Annotated in this window: 11 protein-coding genes; 2 read left to right on the top strand and 9 right to left on the bottom strand. The window is 71.8% G+C overall.

What is annotated here, in order from left to right; translation table 11 throughout:
- Window positions 1–27: 27 nt before the first annotated feature.
- Window positions 28–546 (bottom strand): ATP-binding protein, encoded by a 519-nt coding sequence (locus ACFW1A_RS13270; RefSeq protein ID WP_380408284.1) that lies wholly within the window; start codon window positions 544–546, stop codon window positions 28–30.
- Between the two features lie 450 nt (window positions 547–996).
- On the opposite strand from ACFW1A_RS13270, the gene ACFW1A_RS13275 reads away from it, so the two are divergent.
- Together ACFW1A_RS13275 and ACFW1A_RS13280 are read left to right on the top strand one after the other, a co-directional pair.
- Window positions 997–2,316: a hypothetical protein gene (locus ACFW1A_RS13275; RefSeq protein ID WP_380408286.1), complete on the top strand. Its 1,320-nt coding sequence runs from the start codon at window positions 997–999 to the stop codon at window positions 2,314–2,316.
- A 33-nt stretch (window positions 2,317–2,349) separates the two neighbouring features.
- Entirely contained in the window at window positions 2,350–3,252 is a 903-nt protein-coding gene (locus ACFW1A_RS13280; RefSeq protein ID WP_380408288.1) for a phosphotransferase family protein, read from the top strand.
- 371 nt (window positions 3,253–3,623) lie between these two features.
- Here the strand turns inward: ACFW1A_RS13280 and ACFW1A_RS13285 are convergent, their stop codons facing one another.
- The 8 genes from ACFW1A_RS13285 to ACFW1A_RS13320 all read right to left on the bottom strand — a co-directional run bounded on the left by ACFW1A_RS13285 (window position 3,624) and on the right by ACFW1A_RS13320 (window position 19,027).
- Window positions 3,624–8,204, bottom strand: coding sequence for a hypothetical protein (locus ACFW1A_RS13285; protein ID WP_380408290.1), 4,581 nt, complete (start codon window positions 8,202–8,204; stop codon window positions 3,624–3,626).
- Window positions 8,205–8,429: 225 nt separating this feature from the next.
- Entirely contained in the window at window positions 8,430–9,620 is a 1,191-nt protein-coding gene (locus ACFW1A_RS13290) for a hypothetical protein (protein WP_380408292.1), read from the bottom strand.
- A gap of 259 nt (window positions 9,621–9,879) precedes the next feature.
- Window positions 9,880–10,365 carry a hypothetical protein gene (locus ACFW1A_RS13295; protein WP_380408296.1) on the bottom strand — a complete coding sequence of 162 codons (486 nt, stop codon included), beginning with the start codon at window positions 10,363–10,365 and terminating at the stop codon, window positions 9,880–9,882.
- A gap of 251 nt (window positions 10,366–10,616) precedes the next feature.
- A complete protein-coding gene (locus tag ACFW1A_RS13300) occupies window positions 10,617–12,536 on the bottom strand; it encodes an ATP-binding cassette domain-containing protein (protein ID WP_380408299.1) in 1,920 nt (639 codons plus the stop codon).
- A 53-nt stretch (window positions 12,537–12,589) separates the two neighbouring features.
- Complete coding sequence (locus ACFW1A_RS13305) at window positions 12,590–13,981, bottom strand: lanthionine synthetase C family protein (RefSeq protein ID WP_380408301.1); 1,392 nt, start codon at window positions 13,979–13,981, stop codon at window positions 12,590–12,592.
- 94 nt (window positions 13,982–14,075) lie between these two features.
- Window positions 14,076–14,315 (bottom strand): hypothetical protein, encoded by a 240-nt coding sequence (locus ACFW1A_RS13310; RefSeq protein WP_380408303.1) that lies wholly within the window; start codon window positions 14,313–14,315, stop codon window positions 14,076–14,078.
- A gap of 189 nt (window positions 14,316–14,504) precedes the next feature.
- Complete coding sequence (locus ACFW1A_RS13315; protein WP_380408305.1) at window positions 14,505–15,845, bottom strand: lanthionine synthetase C family protein; 1,341 nt, start codon at window positions 15,843–15,845, stop codon at window positions 14,505–14,507.
- The gene (locus ACFW1A_RS13320) at window positions 15,842–19,027 is read right to left on the bottom strand and encodes a lantibiotic dehydratase (protein ID WP_380408307.1); all 3,186 of its coding nucleotides are present in this window, start codon (window positions 19,025–19,027) and stop codon (window positions 15,842–15,844) included. Before ACFW1A_RS13320 ends, ACFW1A_RS13315 begins: the two co-directional genes overlap by 4 nt.
- Window positions 19,028–19,138: the final 111 nt, after the last annotated feature.

Below are 19,138 nucleotides of genomic sequence, written 5' to 3' on the forward strand. Positions count from 1 at the left end.
CGGCCGTGGGGGGAGGGCTGGAAGAGATCAGGCGGCAGAGACTGCACGGACGGCTCCTTCGGTTCCAGGTTGGTTGGCCCCTGGCGTCTTCGCTGCCTCGGCCTTGACGATGGCCCAGACGACCTTGCCGCCCGGTTCGGGACGCCAGCCCCAGTGGATGCTTAGCTCCTCGACAAGGAGGAGTCCGCGTCCGTCCTCGGCGAGGTCGCAGGCCATCCGACGACACGGAATGCCGGGTGATCGATCGAACACCTCCAACAGCAATTCGTCGGCCGTCAGCTGGATCTCGACCCAGATGGAGCCCGAACCTCCGGAGGCCGTGACGGCGTTGGCCACGAGCTCAGTCAGGATCAGACTCGCGGTACCTTGGGAATCAGGCGTCAAGCGGCCCCTGAGCAGCTGGTTCAGCTTGGCGCGTGCCGTGCCGGCAGCCTTGTGTGTGTCCGGGAGCTCGCTGTGGAGTGCGCTCGGGGTGGGGGCGGGGGAGCCGACCGCCGCGAGATCGGCGGTAGTGCCCAGGCCTCGGGTCGTGTGAAGCAACGTCATGGCACACGTCCTCTGTGAACAGGGTCGTAGGAGCCCGTGGTGGCGGCTCGGAGGCGCCGCGAGTGTTGTTCGTGGTCGGCCCGGCAGTCACGCCGGCCCGTCTTGCGAACTGCCAGGCGCGGTGCAGGCGAAGGGAACCACGCGGGGGTTTTCGGACTGTCTGCAGAGTTGGCTGGTCCGCCGCCTCGTGCCGGAACAGGCTCGCCGAGTTGGCTCGGGTCGGACAACCGCAAGAAGTTCGGTGTCCGGCGGCACCTGTCGGAACCGTCGGACCGGGCGGAACCAAATCAGTGACTACTTACGGATTCTGGCTGCAAGTCAGTAACCCAGATCACTACGCTGGACCACCCAGTGTGTTCAGGGAGGTGCCTGGGCGTGGCTCACAAACCGTCCTGTGCCGCTCGCATCAGAGCGACGGCCGCGGCAGAGAATTGGTCGACGGACACCACGGTGGCTGCGGTGGTGGAGTGCTGTGATGTCAGCCGGCTGCGAGGCCACCGTCTGGCCAGGGGCTGGACGCTGCAGCAAGCGGTCGATGAGCTGATCGAACTGTGCGAAACACGTAGCCTGCCGCGCCCAAGTGTCGACCTTGATCAGCTCCGGGCCTGGGAGACCTCGCCCCGCCGGCCGAGGGCACAGACAGTCGATCTGCTGTGTCGCTTGTACGAGACCGATGCGCACGGCCTGGGCTTATCCGGCAACTACCGTGCGGACGACGAGCGCCCCACGCTTCCCGCTGTCAGATCTGTCGCGACGCCTGCGGAGCAGGACCGGACGCGCCCTGGTCTGCTCTCCAGCGATTCGCTCGACCATCTGGTGGACGCCGCCCGTCGAGCCGTGGAGCACACCATGGCCCAGACCACAGTGAGCGCGACCCAGTTGGAGGTGCTGGACGACCGGATGGCGGAGCTGCGTCGGCTCTACATCTTCACGCCGCCGACCGAGATGCTGGGTTACCTGCTGTTCGACCTGGACGAGGTGCGCCTGCTCGCCCAGGAACGGCAGCCGGCTCACGTACAGAGCAGGCTCTCCGAGATGACGGCGCTACTGGCGACGCTGACCGCGGATGCCCTGATGAAGCTCGGGCGCCTGCAGCAGGCGCAACGTTGGTACGGCACCGCGCGCACCGCCGCTGACGACAGCGGGAACTGGGAACTTCGCGCTCGGGTCCGGGTTCAGGCGGCCATGCTGCCGTACTACTACGGCCCACTTGACCGAGCCGTTGAGCTTGCCGATCAGGCGCGGCTGCTGAACCGGGGCCGGCCGACTGCTACCGGTGCTTTCGCCACCGCCGCCCTCGCACGGGCTTTGGCACGCCAGGGGAACACGGAGGATGCCCGCACGGCGATCCGGCAGGCCCAAGACCTGTTCGAGCGCTGTTCGCAGGGCACGGTCGATGTGGACGACGCCTGGGCTTTCCCGACGCGTCGGCTCTACCTGTACCTGTCCGGCGCGTACACCTACCTCGGGGACACGGCTCGCGCCCGGCAGGTGCAGGCTCAGGCGTTGCCGCTGTACCCGGACCGGACCGGAATCGATCCTGCTCTCCTGCGTCTGGAGGAGGCGATGTGCATGGTCAATGATCACAGTGTCGCGGAGGCGTGCCAGCTGGCCGGCGACACCTATCTGATGGTGCCGCAGGCGCATCGCACGACGATCCTCGGCGCACGGGCTCATGACGTGATCGACATGCTGCCACCTGGTACCCGCTCAAACCGTGCGGTCCGCGAGTTGGGCGAGATCCTCGTGCTTCCGGCGAGCACGATGTGACAGAAGGCCCCTGCGGCCGTCAGCCTTACAGACATGAGTACTCCGGTCCGGACCGTCGGCGGGTTCGCCGAGTCCGAGGTGTTCACTGTCCTCGATGACGCCTGCCGCCAGGTCGGGCTCGACTGCACGGACGCCGAGATGTTGCGTGGTCACACCAACGCCGTGTACCTGCTGAAGACCGCCCAGGTAGTCGCAAAGATCGCCCGGGCGGGCACCTCGCTGGAGAGCGTTCGTCGGACGGTCCAGTTGGTGCAATGGCTCACCGAGCAAGGCTTTCCGACCGTCGAGCTTCTTCCGGGGGAGCAGCCCGTCCTGGTCGGCGAGCATGCGGTGACGTTCTGGCGCTACCTTCCTCAGCCCGACTACCCGGTGCCGGCCACAGAGCTCGCGGAGCCGCTCCATACGCTGCACCGACTTCCGATTCCGCCCTTCGCCGTTCGGCCGCTGGACACTGCTGGCGCGATCAGACGGTCGATCAAGGTGATCAACGTTCTGCCTTCCGATGACCTCGACTACCTCCGGCAGCGCCTGTACAGCCTTGAGGCCGCGCTTGCCGAGGTGGACTTCGTTCTCCGACCCGGATTGCTCCAGGGCGACCCGCAGCACCGGAACGCCCTGCACCACCGAGGCTCGGCGGTCCTGTGCGACTGGGACACGGCCTGTTTCGGGCCGCCCGAACTCGATCTCGTGACCGTGGAGATTCACTGCCGCCGCTTCGGCTATGGGCGTTCCCACTATGAGGAGTTCGCCGATCGGTACGGATTCGACGTCACTTCGTGGAGCGGGTACCCCGTGCTCCGCGATCTCCGCGAGCTGCGGATGATCACCACGAACGCCAAGCGGGCCACTCCTGGCAGCGGGACGCTTGGCGAGGTGCGACGCCGAATCGAGGGGCTCCGCAGAGAGGATGACCAACTCGGTTGGAACATTCTCTGATGTCGCCGAACCTGACCCGACCTATCGGGCTGGGCCGTACCGCCAGCTCGGCCTCGTCCTGACATGCGAAAGCCGCCCGCCAGCCGGCCACCGACCCCAACTGGCGAGCCGAACACCGCCGCTGACGCCCACCCGTCGAACGCGCCATGGCCCGGCTCGTCGCCGCGGGCAACCGCAGAGTCCCCTTACCGAGGCGTCCTGAAGAACAACACCTGGCTCCACAACCGCGCCGCCGCCCTCAACCTCCGCCGCCTGATCAACCTCGGCCTCACCCACACCGGTCGCGCCTGGAACCTCGCACCTGCAACCTGACACAGGAGGGGTTGTCCCCACCAGGACAACCCCTCCAGATCAAGATCTTCAGGAGCCTGCTAGGCGTGGTTCGCCCAGAGCCGGGTGCCGCTCCCGGAGTGGAGCTCCACGCCGCCGGCGTCGCCGACGTGCAGCACGTTGGAGTCGCCCCTGGTCGCGGTCCACCAGGTGGGCTTGTTGTAGCGGTCGTAGATCACCAGGTTGCCGTCGCGCTGCAGCACGCAGATTCCGGGGTGGCCCGGTTCGCCGGGAGAGCGCCAGACCACGGTGCCGCTGCCGTCCAGCTGCACCAGCAGGTTGTCGGGTCCGTAACGCAGCGCGTACCGCTTCGAGGGGGAGGACACGGACTCGCCCGGCAGCAGGTACTGGCCGACCCGCAGCACGCCCGGCAGCGCGGCCACCCGGTCGTGGTCCAGCACCGGAGCGGTGGTGCGCGGGAGCGGCGGCTTCCGCAACTCGTACGTCGCGGTGGGGCGGTTGTGGTTCCAGATGGTCACCTCCACACCTGCGGCGAACCTGCTGGGGTTGAGGTTCCCGGCGCCGGCCCCGTTGTCGTGGTAGCCGAAGTACGCGTACTGGGATCCGGTCCGGGTCCGCTCGATCGAGAGCTGGTACTCCTCGCCCGTGGTCTGGTCCTGCAGGTACACCCACTCCCAACGGTTGGACGCGTCACGGAACACCCCGACCAGCCCGGCGGCGCCGGGCAGCACGACGGTGTCGGGACCGCGCTGGATCTCGTCGCCGCGCACGCCCGTGACGGTCAGCAGCCGGGCGGTGCGGTTGAGCAGCACCAGCTTCACCGTGCCCCGTTCGATGCCGAACAGGTCGCCGATCTGGAGCGCGGCGTCGGTGACGACCAGGTCCGCGGCGTCGGCCACCGCCGCGCCCCAACGGTAGACCTCGGTCATCGCCTCGCTCCGGGCCAGCGGGGTGAACCGGGCGTCGGTGAGCAGGCCCAGCACGGCCAGCGGGCCGAGCTCGGGCACCTGGGCCAGATAGGAGGCCGCCTCGTCCGCGGTCCGCACGCCGAACCACTCGATGATCACGTCGGCGTAGTCCTTGACCCCGGCGATCAGCCCGTTGCTGACGGCGTCCATCCAGGCCTGGACGGTACCGAGGGCGATACGGACCCGGTCGGTGACGGCCTCCCGCACCGTCGCCGCCAACCGCTGGGGGGAGAGGTCGACGGGACTCAGCGCCCGCGACCACGCGACGGTGCTGGTCGCCACGGTGAGTGTGCCGCTGACGACGGCCTCCACGTTCCCGTCGCGGACCTGGACGGCCAGCCGGCCCTGCACGCCACCGTCGACCCTGAACCGGCCGAGCGGTCCGAGGTCGAGCGTGCCGACCGCGAGACCGAGCGTGCCTGCCACCGCCAGGTCGGTGCGGTCCCGCAGCCGGCAGTCCAGGTCCAGTTGCAGCATGACGCCCTGGATCGGCTCGTGCCTGACGGCGAAGACCAGCGAGTCGGCGGTGACCTCGGCGTGCAGCGAACGCTCCATGCCGAACAGTCGGAGCCGGCCGGAGATCGTCGCGTGCGCGTCGCTCCGCTGCTGACCGGGGCGTTCCGTGGTGGCGACGGAGAGGCTCGGGCCACTGCCCGGCACGTCGCCCTCCAGCACCAGCACCTGCTCCCCGCCCACCACCAGTCGGTCCATCGAACTCTCCAGCGACAGGCCGAGGTTCGGGTCCACGCTGACGTCGCTGCGCGAGCGCAGGCCGAACAGCTCCAGCTCGCCGCTCACCCGGTAGCCCCGCGGGTAGACCACGCCTCCGAAGGTGACGGCCTCGGGGGCGACGTAAAGCTGCGCGTCCAGGCTGACCGTGATGTCCGCGTTGCTGTTGTCACGGTGGAGGCCGTAGTGGCGGGGGCCGTCCCCCGTCGGAACGGTCAGCTGCCAGTGGCTGCCCGGCTCGACGATGATCAGCAGTGGTTCGCCGGGCCCGTCGAAGGGGACGCCACCACGGAGCAGCGCCGCCTTGAGCGGGTCCACCTCCAGCGCGTCGAGCGCGGCGGCCAGCGCCCCGGGGATGGTGAAGCGGCCGGTGCCGCGTATCGCCATGCGCCCCAGCACGGCGGCGGCCTCCGCCGACAACGGGGTGCCCACGATCGACTCCGCGACCTGGTGCAGCGTCAGATCGCCCAGGGAGCCGACGACCAGGCTGCCCCCGGGGGTGGTGGCGGTGGTGTCGATGAGCACGGACACGGAGGACGACAGTCCGGGCGCGGCGACGGTGGCGGACACGCCCAGCGTCGGCGCGCCGTCCACGGCCACACCGATCGCCACGGCCAGGTTCGCCAGCTGGAAGCCGGCGAACGAGACCGCGGTGGTGCCGGTCATCGAGCCGGTCAGGAGCGCGCCGGACGGCAGGAACCGCAGCTCCGCGCGCAGCTTCTGCGCGTGGCCCTGGATCAGCAGCTCCACTGTGCCCTTCAGGTACAGGCTCAGACTGCCGTGGTGCAGGCGGGCTCCGAACTCGCCCGCGATCTGCTGCCTGCACACGGTGGAGCGGAAGGCCGCCCGCAGGTACTGGTCCGTACCCAGGTGCAGCGCGACCTCGAAGGCGGCCGGTCCGCCGACCACCTCGGCGAGCAGCGCCTGCCGCTCGTCGTCCGGGTTCAGCTGCCAGGTGCCGTAGGCGGTGAGACCGGCGTCCAGCTGCTGGGTCAGCGGCGGCAGCGTGCCGGCCAGCCCGGGGGCCTCGAAGTCGGCGAGTGCGGGGAACCGGAAGTCCGGAGCGTCGAAGGTGGAGTAGACCAGCAGCAGGTTGCGGAGCCCGAGCGTGTTCCGGAACTCCGCGATGACGCCGCCCACTCCGTGCAGCTGCGTCAGGTCGGCCTCGCCGAGGGCGATTCCGGCGGCGAACTCCCCGGCGGCGGCGGTGCGCCGGACCTCCAGCGCGAGGCTGCCCAGGCCCGCCACGGTGGTGGCGAGCTGGAACCGGGCGTACTGGTCGTCGGCGTGGATCAGCACGCTGGAGTCGCGGAAGTCGAGGTCGAAGGCCTCGGGCAGGGTGACGGCCCGGCCCAGGAGCGCGGCCACCAGGCGGGACAGCCGGGCCTGTGGCACCTCTCCGCGCAGCCGCAGCGGACCGGGGCGGTCGCATGCGAAGGCGAGCGAGCCGACGCCGTCGAGCTCGACGGTGCCGGCGATCGCACCGGTGGCCGGGCCGTCGTGCGGCTTGGTCAGCCGCAGCGACAGGTCGTGGACGGTCAGCCCGGTGGGGCCGAGCGCCAGGTGCCAGGGGTTGGCTGCGGCCGTGCTCAGCGCCAGGGCGTAGTGGCTGCCGGGGGCCAGCTCCACGGCAAGCGCGTCGACGCTCAGCCCGTCGGCGGGGGCGGCGATGCCGGGCGCGTAGCGCGCCAGCAGCGCACTCAGGTTCAGCGGGCTCCCCGGGGCGGTCCGTCCGTACAGGGTGAGCCCGTTGTCGCCGGTGGCGAGCACCTGGAGCGGCAGCCCGGCGATCTCGACCTGCCCGGCGAGTTCCAGCCGCAGTGCGGGCACGGCCTCGAAGGTGAGGTGCAGGGCCGTCACCCGCAGCAGGTCGGTGACGACCTGCCAGTCCAGCTCCGGCAGCCCGACGGTGGCCGAGAGCCGGCTGATGCCCTCGTGCCCGGGTCCCGCCGACAGTTCGACGCAGACGCGCTCCAGCTCGATGTGCTTGAGTGCCGAGCGCAGGGTGTCCGGCAGCAGCGCCCGCGGGTCCTGCTTGCCGAGCAGCGGGGCCAGGCCGGTCAGGTCGGCCAGCCGGGCGTTGCGGAACGAGGCCAGCAGCGGGAGCGACCAGCCACCGGTCGCCACCGGTGCCACCGCCTCCCCCGCGACGCCGTCCGCGCCGAGGGAGAACCCGCCGGTGAACGCCACCACCGGGCGGTAGGTCGGGTTCCGCGCCAGCCACTCCTGGGTGAGCGGCGAGTGGACGCGCAGCGCGATGCCGGTGAAGTCCGCCCCGCGCACGGCGCTCGCCTGGGCGAGGTCCGCGCGCAGGCTCAGGCCGGGGGGCGGTTCCGCCTGCTGCTGCCAGGGCCACTGCCCCGGCGCCAGCGGCGCAGGCTCGGCTGCGCCGGCCAGCCGGACCCGTCCGAACAGCGGGGTGGTCAGCTGTTGCCGGAGACCGAGCAGGCCGGCCGCCTCGCCCAGCAGCGCGCCGACGCGGAGGTCGGCGACGGTGTTGAGCCCGGCGACCAGCTGCACGCCAGGCCGTCCGGGCAGCGGACCCGCCTCGGTGGCGAAGACGAACTCGGCGTTGCCGAGATCCAGTTGGTCCACCGGGACGCTCGTCGGCGAGGGGTTGGCGGGGTTCCAGTCGGGCGTCTGCGGCAGCTCGGGGAAGCTGGTGCCGAAGGTCCAGTCCGCGGGCAGGGCGAAGCGCACCAGCAGCCGCAGGCCGCCGTGCGCGCCGGGCTCGGCGGTCAGCCGCACGACCAGGTCCTCGACCTGCAGCAGGGTGCACCGACCGGTCAGCCGGATCGAACCCTGCGGGTCCGGCGGGTCCAGTTCCGCGTGATCGACCACCAGCCGGCGACCCGTCGGCCCCGGCCCGAGCAGTTCGTCGGCCAGGGGGCCCAGCACTCCGGCGGACAGTACGGTGCGGCCACTCTCGGGTTCGAGTGCGGCCCTGAGTTCAATGCTGTCCACTGAGGTCTCCCTGAACTCGTAGACGCCGGTCTGCCGCGTGGTACTGACGGCACTGACGGCACTGACGGAACTGGTGGATCCGGAACGCCGGAACACGGCCCGGGAGTCTGCTGAAGATCCTGCTTCGGCCGCCTGGCTTGCCGGAGTTCGCGGTAAGTGTCGCTAGGGGCGATCCGGGGCGATCCGGGGCGATCCGGGCGGGATGTCACGATCGTCAGAGCGCTCCTACAGGGGCTTGTCGGGGTAGACCGCGACACGCTGGTCACTGACGAAGGCCTGCAACGGGTGCGGGACCGGCCGCCAGATGGTGGGCCGGCCCGCCTGGGTGATGGGAATGAATTCGGTCGCATCGATGTCGTCGCCGGCCGCGACATGCCCGCCGGGGGTCGGCCCGGTCTCCTCGTGTCCGAACAGGTCCAACCATCGGGTGATGCGTCGCAGCTCCGACGCCTTGTCCGGACGGTCGTCGCCCCCGTCGTTGCGCAGGATGTACCCGTTGGTGCGTGCGGCGATCGACTCCGGCACGATGTGCATGCCCCCTGCCGTCAGGACGTGCAACTGGACGCCGCCGTGGGCCTGGGGGACGAGTTCCTCCCTGGCCCAGTCGTGGACGATCTCCCGCAGCACCGCGTGGGTAATGGCGTGGTCCAGGCACACCTCTACGCCGACAGTGACTCCGTGGGTTCGGATGATGTGGTTCTTACGGGTCTTCCAGTCGTCGTAGAACGGTTTGAGTGCAGGGTTGTTACCCGGGCCGGCGGGCAGGGCCTTCCCGCCCTCGTACACGACCTCCGGCACCCCGTCGATGTGGGAGGGGACCCTCTTCTCCACCAGGAACGGCGTGTCTCTGACGCCGCCGACTGCCACGACCGCGTTGTTGAAGAAGCTGACCTGTGCGAGGGGGGTGCCGTCGGTCCCGGGAAGGGGAGCGTGGCTGGCCAGGTCGTTGTTGTACAGGACGGTGCCGCACACGAACAGCCAGTCCGTGAACGCAGGGCCGCTGAACATGCTGCCCAGCGCCTGGTAGATCGGGTTCACACTGTTGAACGGGTACGTGTCGCTGCGGTACAGCGTGCGTCCCTTCTGCGGCGGGCGGAAGTAGAACTCCGGCACGACGAAGACGTTCAGTACACCCGCAGGCTTTCCCACGAGGTGTTGCCGGGTCAGCTCCACGACGTTGGCGAGCCGCAGCAGACGGATGTAGGCGTCTTCGGGGAGGCCCACTTCCGAGTCGGAGAGGTACCCACCGGGCGTCTCCTTGGGCGGCACGGGGGCAGGCTCGGGTACGGGTATGCCGGGGACCTTCGGGGACCGCACCCCCGGGTCCCATGCCGAGACGAGACAGTTCCAGTCCGGGTTCCAGGCGAGCGTCGGCACCTCGTAGGCCAGCATGCGGAAGTGCGTGTACGGCGGCATGGCGCTCCTCGGGAGGTCGCATCGATCCCCCGTCCCTGGCCGGGGCGCCGCCAACTTACCTTGCTGCTGGGAGCTTTGCGGGCAACTTCTCGAACACGGGTACCAACGCTCCGCATCACCCGGGTGGACGGTGCCGGGGCCGGACGCCGGGCCGCTGACTGCCCCGCCCCGCCCCGCCCCGCCCGACCCGACCCGGCCCCGTGCCGGCGGCGGGCCTCCCGTGTCACCCGGGTGCCGGTGTCCGTCCGGTCGCGGGTGGTCAGTCCCGGTAGCCGGCGGCGCGCAGCCGTCCCTGAACGTCGGCCGGGCGCGGCTCGACCACTCCGGCGAGGGTGACCACGACGGTGCCCAGGGTCAGCAGGATCGCTGCTGCCAGCGCCCAGTGATGGGCCGTGGTGAGGGTGAAGAAGTGGTCCGGGTCGTCCAGCAGATCGTCGTCGATCAGGCGGCTGCCGCCCCACCAGCGGATCGTGCCCACCGTGTTGAGGACGGCCAGCACCGACAACGCGCAGACCGGGCCGGTGAGGATTCCTGCCGTGCGGCGCAGCCAGGTGGGGCGTGCGGCCGCCGCGAACGCGAGCACGGTCAGGAGCCCGAGGCCGACGTACACCCAGGTGCCGGTGGTGAGTTCGTTCAGGTCGTAGGGGCTGGTGTCGCCGGCCATCCACTGCCTGAGGGCATGGTCGCCGTAGTAGCCGTGGACGCCGAGCCAGGGCACGAACACGGCGTAGAGGCCGCAGACCATCCCTGCGAAGGCCGCCGTCCCGCCACCTGTGCGCCATCTCCGGCTTCTTCGCTGCGACTCCGCCGACCTGCCCGCTGACTTCCCCGTTGTCTGGTTCATGGTCGAGATGATCCCATCAACGGTCGGGGAAGTCAGGGTGCGGAGCACTGTCATGCCGAGGCCGGCCATGGGCTGTTGCGGCCGTGGCGCCTGTCGAGGAGCAACGGGATCGCCCCGGTGCCGATGGCAGCGCCACGCCCCGGGCCGATGTCCTAGGACGGGGTGGGCGAGGGTGACGGGGCGAACTCGGCGGCCTGGAGGCGGTGGAGGTGGGCGTAGCGGCCGCCCAGGCTCAGCAGGGTGTCGTGGGTGCCCGATTCGACGACCTTGCCGGAGTCCATGACGTAGACGCGGTCGGCCTTGCGGACCGAGGCGATGCGGTGGGTCACCAGGATCACGATGCGGCCCTGGTCGGCCAGTTCGACGACGCGGTTGAAGACGTCGATCTCGGTCTGCGGGTCGAGGGCGGCGGTCGGCTCGTCGAAGACGAGGACGGCGGCGTCGCGGTAGGCGATCCGGGACAGGCCGATGCGCTGCCACTCGCCGCCGGACAGGTTCGTGCCGCCCCAGAACTCCCGGGCGAGCAGGGTGTCCCAGCCGTGGGCGAGCTTGTCGATCACCCCGGCCGCCGTGCCCTGCTGCGCGGCCCGGGCGAGGAGGGCGGGGGAGCCGGTCCGGCGGTGGTCGCCGATGGTGATGTTGGCGCGGGCGGTGAAGGGCCATTCGGCGAAGGTCTGGGAGAGGATCGCGACGTGCTGGAGCATGTCGTCCCGCGACAGGCCGCGGGTTTCGGCTCCGTCCCACCGCAGGGTCCCGTCCAGCGGGGTGTAGAGGCCGGCGAGGAGCTTCGCGAGCGTGGTCTTCCCGGAGCCGTTGTGGCCGACGAGTGCGACGACTTCGCCCTTGCGCAGCTCCAGGTCCACGCCGTCGACCGCGCACGCGTCGGACCCCGGGTAGCGGAAGCGGAGGTTCCTGGCGGTGATGGTGGTCGGCGGGTCGGGCACGGGGGTGTCACCCGAGCGCATGGCCTGGGCCGCCGCCCGGTGACAGGCCTTCTCCCAGTCGAGGACGAACAGGCCTTGGTTGTAGATGTGGTTGAGCTGGTCGACCATCATGGCGAGCTTCGACCGCACGGTGGTGAGGGCCATCAACGCCGTGCCCGCCAGGGCGAGCGGCACGGCTCCGTGGACGATCATGAGTCCGAGCACGAGGTACACGAGGAGGTTGACCGTCCCGGACAGCGCCGCGGAGGTGAGCGTCACGCGTGACTCCGCCGCCGCCAGTCGGGCCTGTTCCCGGTCGGCGCGGGCCGCGAGGCGGCGGTAGTTGCCCGTCAGGTACCCGCCCACGGCGTGGGCCCGGACCTCGTCGGCCGCCTGGTTGTCCACCACCATGTGGGCCAGCAGGTCCATCTGCCGGGTCAGTTCGATGTGCCGCTTGAGGGAGGTGAAGCGCGCGCGGGCGGAGCGGACGGAGCTCCAAACGTTGGGCACGACCGAGAGCAGCAGCAGCGGGAGCAACTGCGGCTTGAGGAGGCCGAGCACGCCGGCCGCCGCGACGATTCCCACCAGGCTGTTCAGCAGTCCCACCGAGGCGTCGATGACCGCGCCCAGGGCGGCGTTGCCCTGCTGCGCGGAGGCCATCAGGTTGTGGAAGTCGGCGCTCTCGGCGGTGGCGAGTTCGACCCGGGCGCCGAGTTCCATCAGCCGGGCCTGGGAGCTGTGCTGGACCTTCGGTGCCAACCGCCCGTTGGCGGCGTGGGAGACGGCGTCCAGGACCCGGGTGGCTCCCATCGCGCCCAGGGCGGCGGCGAGGGCCGGCAGTGCCTGGACGAGCCGGTCGGGCGTGGGGCCGGTGGCGAAGAGCGGGGTCAGCACGCGGGTGGTGGTCAGCAGGCCGAACGCGGTGCACAGGCCCACCAGGATCTGGCTGGCTGCCGAGACGAACAGGGCCCGCGGGTCGACCGACGCGGCCTGGCGCCAGGCCACGGTGACCAGCCTGGGGATGTGGGCGGCGATGGCGAGGATGCCGAGGTCCAGGTGCGCGAGGTCGTGCCGCAGGGCGGGGTGCGAGAAGGCGAGGCCCCCTCCGAACAGCGGGTCGTCCGGCTCGGCGGAACGGTCGTCAGGCATTGTGCGGCTCCATGCGTTTCGGCGAGCTCCGGGAGGGCGGGGTCGACAGCGGTTCAGTCGAGGAGGAAGAGGCGGCTCCACCAGGCGGGAGCCTCGCGTGCTGCTGTCAGCAGGGCGAGGAGGACACCCGCGGCCCCGGTCAGCAGGCCGGGGTTGTCGACGGCGCGTGCGTCGTTCTCGATGTCCCGGTAGCCGACGGGCGATGCCGGGTCGTAGGCGGCGAGCAGCTCGTCGGTGAGGCTGTGCACGGCCTCCCGGAACAGCGGTTCGTCGGTGTCCCAGGCGAAGTGGCACATGATCAGCAGGGTGCCCGCGGTGCCGTGGCAGAGCGTGGGGGAGCGCAGGCCGGACAGGGCTCGGGAGGCTGCGGCGCGGGCGATGTCGAGGGACAGCGCGCGCAGGCCGGCGTCGTCGAGTGCCTGCGCGACCAGCCAGAGCGCACGGGCGAGGCCGGCCGAGCCGTAGCACCAGGTGGGACCGGCCGTGTGGGCGCCCTGGTCCGGGACCGGTTCCGGTGCCCAGCCGATGTGTTGGGGCCAGGCGCCGAGGTCCGGGAGGCGGTGGGCGAGCTGCGCCAGCCAGCGGGCTTCCCGGTCGAGGCGGGCCAGGAGTCGGGCGCGCAGGGGGTCGGGCCAGGGGAGGTCGTCGTGGCGCAGGGCGAGGGCGGTAGTGGCGAGCACCCCCGGCAGGCCGTGGGCGAGGCCGAGGTCGACCGCTCCGTGCGGATAGCGCGGTCGGGCCTCGGGCAGCATGAAGCGGGGCGAGGTGACGATGCGGGGGCGGTCGCCGTGTCCCGGCTCGTGGTGTCCCAACTCGCCGTGTGCCGACTCGTGGTGCTCCAACTCGCCCTGTCCCGGCTCGTGGTGTCCCAGCAGGTCGAGCAGCACGTCGAGGATCCGCAGCAGGTCGCCTGCGTGCCGGTCGCGCAGCCGCGGGTCGGACAGGAGCAGGGCCGCCGGGCCGCAGACCCCGCTGACCAGGTCGTACGCCATGGTCGGGCCACCGTCGTCAACGGCCCGCAGGGCGTGGTCGAGTGCCGCCTGCGCGGCGGTCGGGAACCACGCGGCCAGGCTCTCGTCGAGCCGTCGGTAGCGGGTGCCACCGCGGCTGAGCGCCTTGGTCGCGGCCATCAGGCCGGCGACACCGTCGAACAGGGAGACCGGCGTGCTCGTGCGGACGTCCGAGACGGCGCGCGTGAGGTAGTGGCGGCCTGCGGTGTCCAACTCCAGTTCGGGGTGGGCGTCGTCGACCGCGCCGAGGGCGAGGGCCAGTCCGGCGTCCCCGAAGGCCAGCGAGGCGGAGCGCCACTGGTTGACCTGCGGATGGCCGGACCGGGTGTGCGTCAGCTCCACCGCGCCGGCGACGGCCGACGGGTCCGCGAGACGACGGGAGACGGCCGCGACCGTGTCACGGACCCTGCGCTGCTGCGACGCGGTGATGATCACGCGTCTGTCACTGATGGTCACAACTCACCTGGTCGGGGAGGGGAGGCGGGGCCCCGCAGGAACGCGGGACCCCGCCGGATCGACTGGACACCCGTCAGAAGCAGCGGCAGGGCCGTCCGGTCTGGCCGAAGCTGCCGCACGAGGACTTGCAGGTGCTGGAGCAGGTGTTGGCGAGCGTGTAGCACCCGTTGCCCGTGGTGCACATCGCCCCGCTGATCGGCCCCGGCAGGCCCATCTCGGCGCCCTGGACGTCGCCGGAGGCGGGGGCGATCACCAGGTCGAGGTCGAAGATGTCGATCTCGGCGGCGACGGGGGCTTCGAGGAGGATGCTCATGGTGTGGTGCCTTTCCTGAGGTGGATGGGTGTGTGTGGGAAGAACACGGCACCGGGCGGTGCCGCGATGACTGTCGTGCCGACAGCCAAACTTGAGTGCCCTGCGCGGACAGGCGCCGGCGGGCAAGCGCCAATGGGCAAGCACGGGCGGGCAAGCACGGGCGGGCAAGCGCGAGCGGAGCGGACCGCGCTAGCAGAGCAGGAGGGCCTGCGGCCAGGCGCCGGCGCGTGCCCCGGTGGCGAACCTCAGCAGGCTCAACGCGACGCCGGCGGTTCCCATGAGGAGACCGGGGCGGTTCGCGGCGACCTCCTGGGGCGCGGCGTCGTAGGTGTAGCCGAATGCGCTCTCCGGACGGAAGTCGTCGACCAGGGCCTCGGCCAGCGCCGTCGACAGGGCCGAGAGCCGGGGATCCGGCCGGCTCTGCCGCATCTCCTCGCAGATGACCAGCAGCCCGGCCAGGCCGTGGCACAGACTCGCGTCCCCGGACAGGTGCCGGGTCAGGTGCAGCGGGACCGCCGCGACCAGGGCGGAGACCGCGAGTTCGGTCAGGTCCGCGCGGCCCGTGGCAGTGCCGGCCAGCTGGAGGGCCCGTGCGATGCCGGGGGTCCCGTAGCACCAGGCCCGACGGTCCGGGCGCGCGAGCGAGCGTGAACTCCCGTCCAACTCCTCCGCCAGCGACACGGTGTTGGGCCACTGGGCGCCGTCCGCGCCCGCAGCGCGCCAGCCCACCAGCCAGTCCGCCAGCCGCTCGACGGCCGTGCGCTGCCCCGCGACCTCGAATCCGTGCTGCTGGGCCAGGCAGAGCGCGGCCAGGATTCCCGCAGCGCCGTGGGCCAGCCCCAGGTTGAGGTGGCTACCGGCCTGCCCGGCGGCCACCTCACTGGCCGTCGCCGGGTGGTGGACCCACCAACCGGGCACCACCGTTCCGTCGTGCGGGACCGGTTCGGTGATCCGGACCAGCGCCTCCAGGGCCGCTTCGGCGGCCTCGGCGCACCGGGGATCGTCGCCGGCGCCGACCAGGTAGCGGGAGGCTCCGGCCAGGCCGCCGATGACGTCGTAGGCCCCGAAGGTGGTACCCGCGATGCCCTGGTCGCACCTGGCCACCTCCGCCGACGCCTTGGCCAGCACCCCGGCCACGATGTGCCCGTCGAGACTGCGGACCAGGTTCTGGAAGTCGCCGGTGGCCGACCTGGCCGAGCGTGCGCACAGGCCGACGCCGAGCAGACCGGAGTGCAGCCCCTCCGTCGGCGGCGGTGCCGTGACGGCCAACTCGCCGACGGCGGCCGAGACGTGGCCGCGCAGGACGGCACGGTAGGAGCTGTCGTGCACGGCGAGTTCGCCGAAGAGCAGCGCGATGCCCGGGTACCCGTCGGCGAGCGAGGTGCTCGCCCACGGCCGGTCGACACCGGCGGCGGGACGGTCGATCTCTGCTGCGCAGATCCGTGCGACCCCGGCAGGATCCGCCAGTCGGGTGGCGAGCGCCTCGGCGATCTCCGCGGCCCTGAGCTGGAGAGCGGTGGGGGCGGTCATCGGCTGCCCGCCTTCGTGCGGCCCAGGTGGGCCTCGACGACCCCTCTGACCACGGCCAGGGCGCGCGCCTCGAGTGCGCGGTCGGTGCCCAGCAGACGGTTGTGGTGCATGTGCAGCAGGGCCGAATGGACGGTCGTCCTGGTGGACCAGCTGGTGCCGGCGTCCAAGTGCCGTGCCAGCTGCTGCTGGTAGGTGTGGAGGGCCGACCTGCGCAGGTGGAAGGCCGTGAGCGCCTCCTGGCCCCACGGCGCGGCCGACAGCCCGTCCCACCGTCCGTCAGGGTCGACGAGTCCGAGCGCCTGGGCGCGCCGGCTGCGGAAGGCCTCGTGGTGTCCGGTCTTCTCGTGGGTGCGGAGCAGCCAGTGCTGCCAGTCCTCGGCGCCGAGGGAGGCGAGGAGGTCGAGAGTGCTTGCGGCCGCGAGCAGTTCGGGGCCGGCCTCCCGTCGGGCGACGGGCAGCACGCGCAGCAGCCGGATCGAGGCCTCGCTGTCCGCCTGGAAGGCGCGCTCGGCGTAGGGCATCAGGTCCGGGCCGCCGTACCGCTCGACCTCGGGGTCGTAGCCGTCCAGGGTCAGCCGTCCGGCCAGGCCCGCGCCGCGCAAGTCCCGGAACCAGGTGTGGAGTTCGTCGAGCAGCGGGCCGGTGTCGGCCTGCGCCGCGGCCCGCAGCCGCAGCCGCAGGTGGTGCTGGGGATCGCGGTAGCGGAGGTAGAACCACCGGTCCAGGAGCGGTGCGCAGCGCGCCAGGAGGACGGGCAGCTGCTGGGTCAGGATCTCGTCCTGGCGTTCGGGGGTGGCGTAGATCTTGGCGTAGATCCAGGCGCCGCCGGGCTGGTGCCGCAGGTCCGCCGTCCGAACCCGGAGCGGAGCGGTGGCGGTGGCGGTGGTGGGTGTCGCCGCTCGGGGCGCGGCCTCGCGGCCGTGCGGCAGGAGGGAGAGGGTGAGCTCGTGGGCGTGTCCGTCGAGCCAGCCGTAGTCGGTGTCTGGATCGGCCGTCACGACCTCGAACAGCGCCGACTGCGGCCGGCGCCGCAACTCGCGCCGGAGCAGGTCGAGATGGAGCTCGCAGCGCAGGTCCAGCGGGATCCGGTGGTCGTCGTGGGAGACCTGCACCAAGTCCGGGACGGCCCAACTGCGGCGCCAGGCTGCGAACTCCGCCTGCCACTGGGCGGACGGGGCGTCGCTGACCGCAAGGGCGTGCGGGACCCGCCAGCGGGCCAGTGCGAGGACGGTGCGCCGGTAGCGCACCCGGGGCAGGAACGGGAGGGCCCTGGCGATGCCCCAGTGCCACGGGCTCCACTGGGTCTGGGAGAAGGTGGAGAGTTCGATCATGAACCTGGCGATGTTCGGCGCCAGCGTACGGGCGTTGAGCATGTTGAAGGGCTGGACGACGACGCGCTGCCGCCGGCTGAGCGAGAACAGGTGCAGCCCGTTCTGGTCGGCGACGACGGCGAGGTCGTCCAAGGGGATGTCATCGGCGTGCTCGGGGCCGAGGACCCCGACCGTGACACTCGGCCCCGACAGCTGCGGCACCTGCGCCACGTTGATCGCCCTGCCCGCCCGGGGCGTGAAGACGAGCTGCGCACAGACGGTGCCGTCCGCCCCGTCGGCCGTGTGCCGCTTCACCTCGTCGAGTTGGCGGGTGAGGTCCGGGCTCAGGTAGGCGAAGCGTCCGTGCACCGACCCGGCCCGGTCGCCGGCGAAGATCGGCGGTAGGACGAGGCGGAACCGGCCGCTGTCGATCTCCTCGACGCTGCTCGCGAGCAGGCTGACCCCGAGGTCGAGGGAGACCCGGAGCTCCTGCTGCGGGCCGTCGGCCAGGCGGTCGACCAACTCGTCGGTGAGTTCGATCTCCTGCTGCCCGAGCAGCATGGCCTCCTGGACGAGGGCCAGCAGGTCGGCCCCGTGGTCATCCCGGTGCGGCGCCGGGCTGCCCGGCCGGCTCGCCTCCTTCGGCAGCCGGTAGCCCGCCGGGGCGCCGAGGCCCCGCTCGGGGTCCAGCAGTTCCGTGAGCGGGACCGGCCGGCCGAAGCCGTAGGCCTCGGTGAAGTCGTTCCGGTACTCCTCGAAGTGCCACGGGATCTCGGCCGCCGACAGGCGCCACAGCACCGAGGCGGCGGCCGCCACCTCGTCCCACACCTCGGTGGGCAACTGCACCTCGGTGTCCTGGAGGAGATCGACGTGCAGGTAGTGCTCGGACTCGTGCAGCGCGCGCATGGCGCTGACGACCCGCGCCTGGTCGCCGGCACCGCTGCCGAGTGCGCGGGCGGCGTACTCCTCGATCAGTGCCTGCACCCGGTCCAACTCGGCGGCCCGGTCGGTCAGGCCGCACCGCACGAGCAGGCGCCGGGCGCAGCCGAGCGCGTCGGGCTCGCCGAGGGGCGGGAAGAGATCGGTGAGGAGCAGCTCCTTGTCCATCAGCTCGCGCAGCATCGCCTCGAACTTCTCCGTCGGCGCGGCGGGAAAGGCCTCGCGCAACTGCTCGACGACGTGGGCGAAGGCGACGGGCCGCCCCGCGGCCGCCAGGACGACCTGGACGGGCGGTGTGCAGCGCACCGAGAGCTCGGGGGAGCCGGCATCCGCGCCGCTCTCCTCGACCCAGGGCAGCACGACCCGGCCGGCCCGCTCGAAGCACAGGTTGTTGACCCGGACGGTCAACCGGGACACGACGGCGGGGTGGGCCAGGAACTGGCGGAGGTATCCGTGCAGCCAGGCACGGTCCACCCGCACGACGCGCCGGTGGGCGTCGCCCTGCCTGACCTTCGCCCGCGCGGCGCCCCCCTCCGCGACCGAGACCCCGGCCATCAGCCCGAAGGGCGTCGGCCTGCTGGACATCCGGATCAGGTAGGAGGTGACTGACCGTACAGTGCGGCGCAGCTGACGATCCGTCAGACCGGCTCCGGTCTCCAGCCGTCGCAGCGAATCGTCCAGCGCAGGGCTCGCCAGGGCGATCGCCTCGCGCAGCACGGGGTCGGCGCAGAGCCCGCGCAGGTACTCCTCGGCGTCCTCGGCCCGGAAGCCGTCGGAGAGGGAGACGGACGCCAGGGTCGCGGCAGCGCGGGACTGCGGGTAGGAGGGGGTGCGCAGCAGGGCGTAGCGAGCGGCGGAGCAGGACGTGGACGGTGGGGCCGAAGGTTCCCGACGTACGGGTTCCTGGACGGGGCCGGATGCCTGACGGGTCACGCGGGGGGTCTTCCTTGCGAGGGTGGGCGGGCAGGCGGGCGCGCTCGGTGGCGAGCCCGCCCCCCCGGGGGGGGGGGGGGGGGCGGGCGGCGCCCGGGGGGGGCGGGGGCG

The organism is Kitasatospora sp. NPDC058965, from assembly GCF_042741245.1.
GTDB lineage: Bacteria > Actinomycetota > Actinomycetes > Streptomycetales > Streptomycetaceae > Kitasatospora.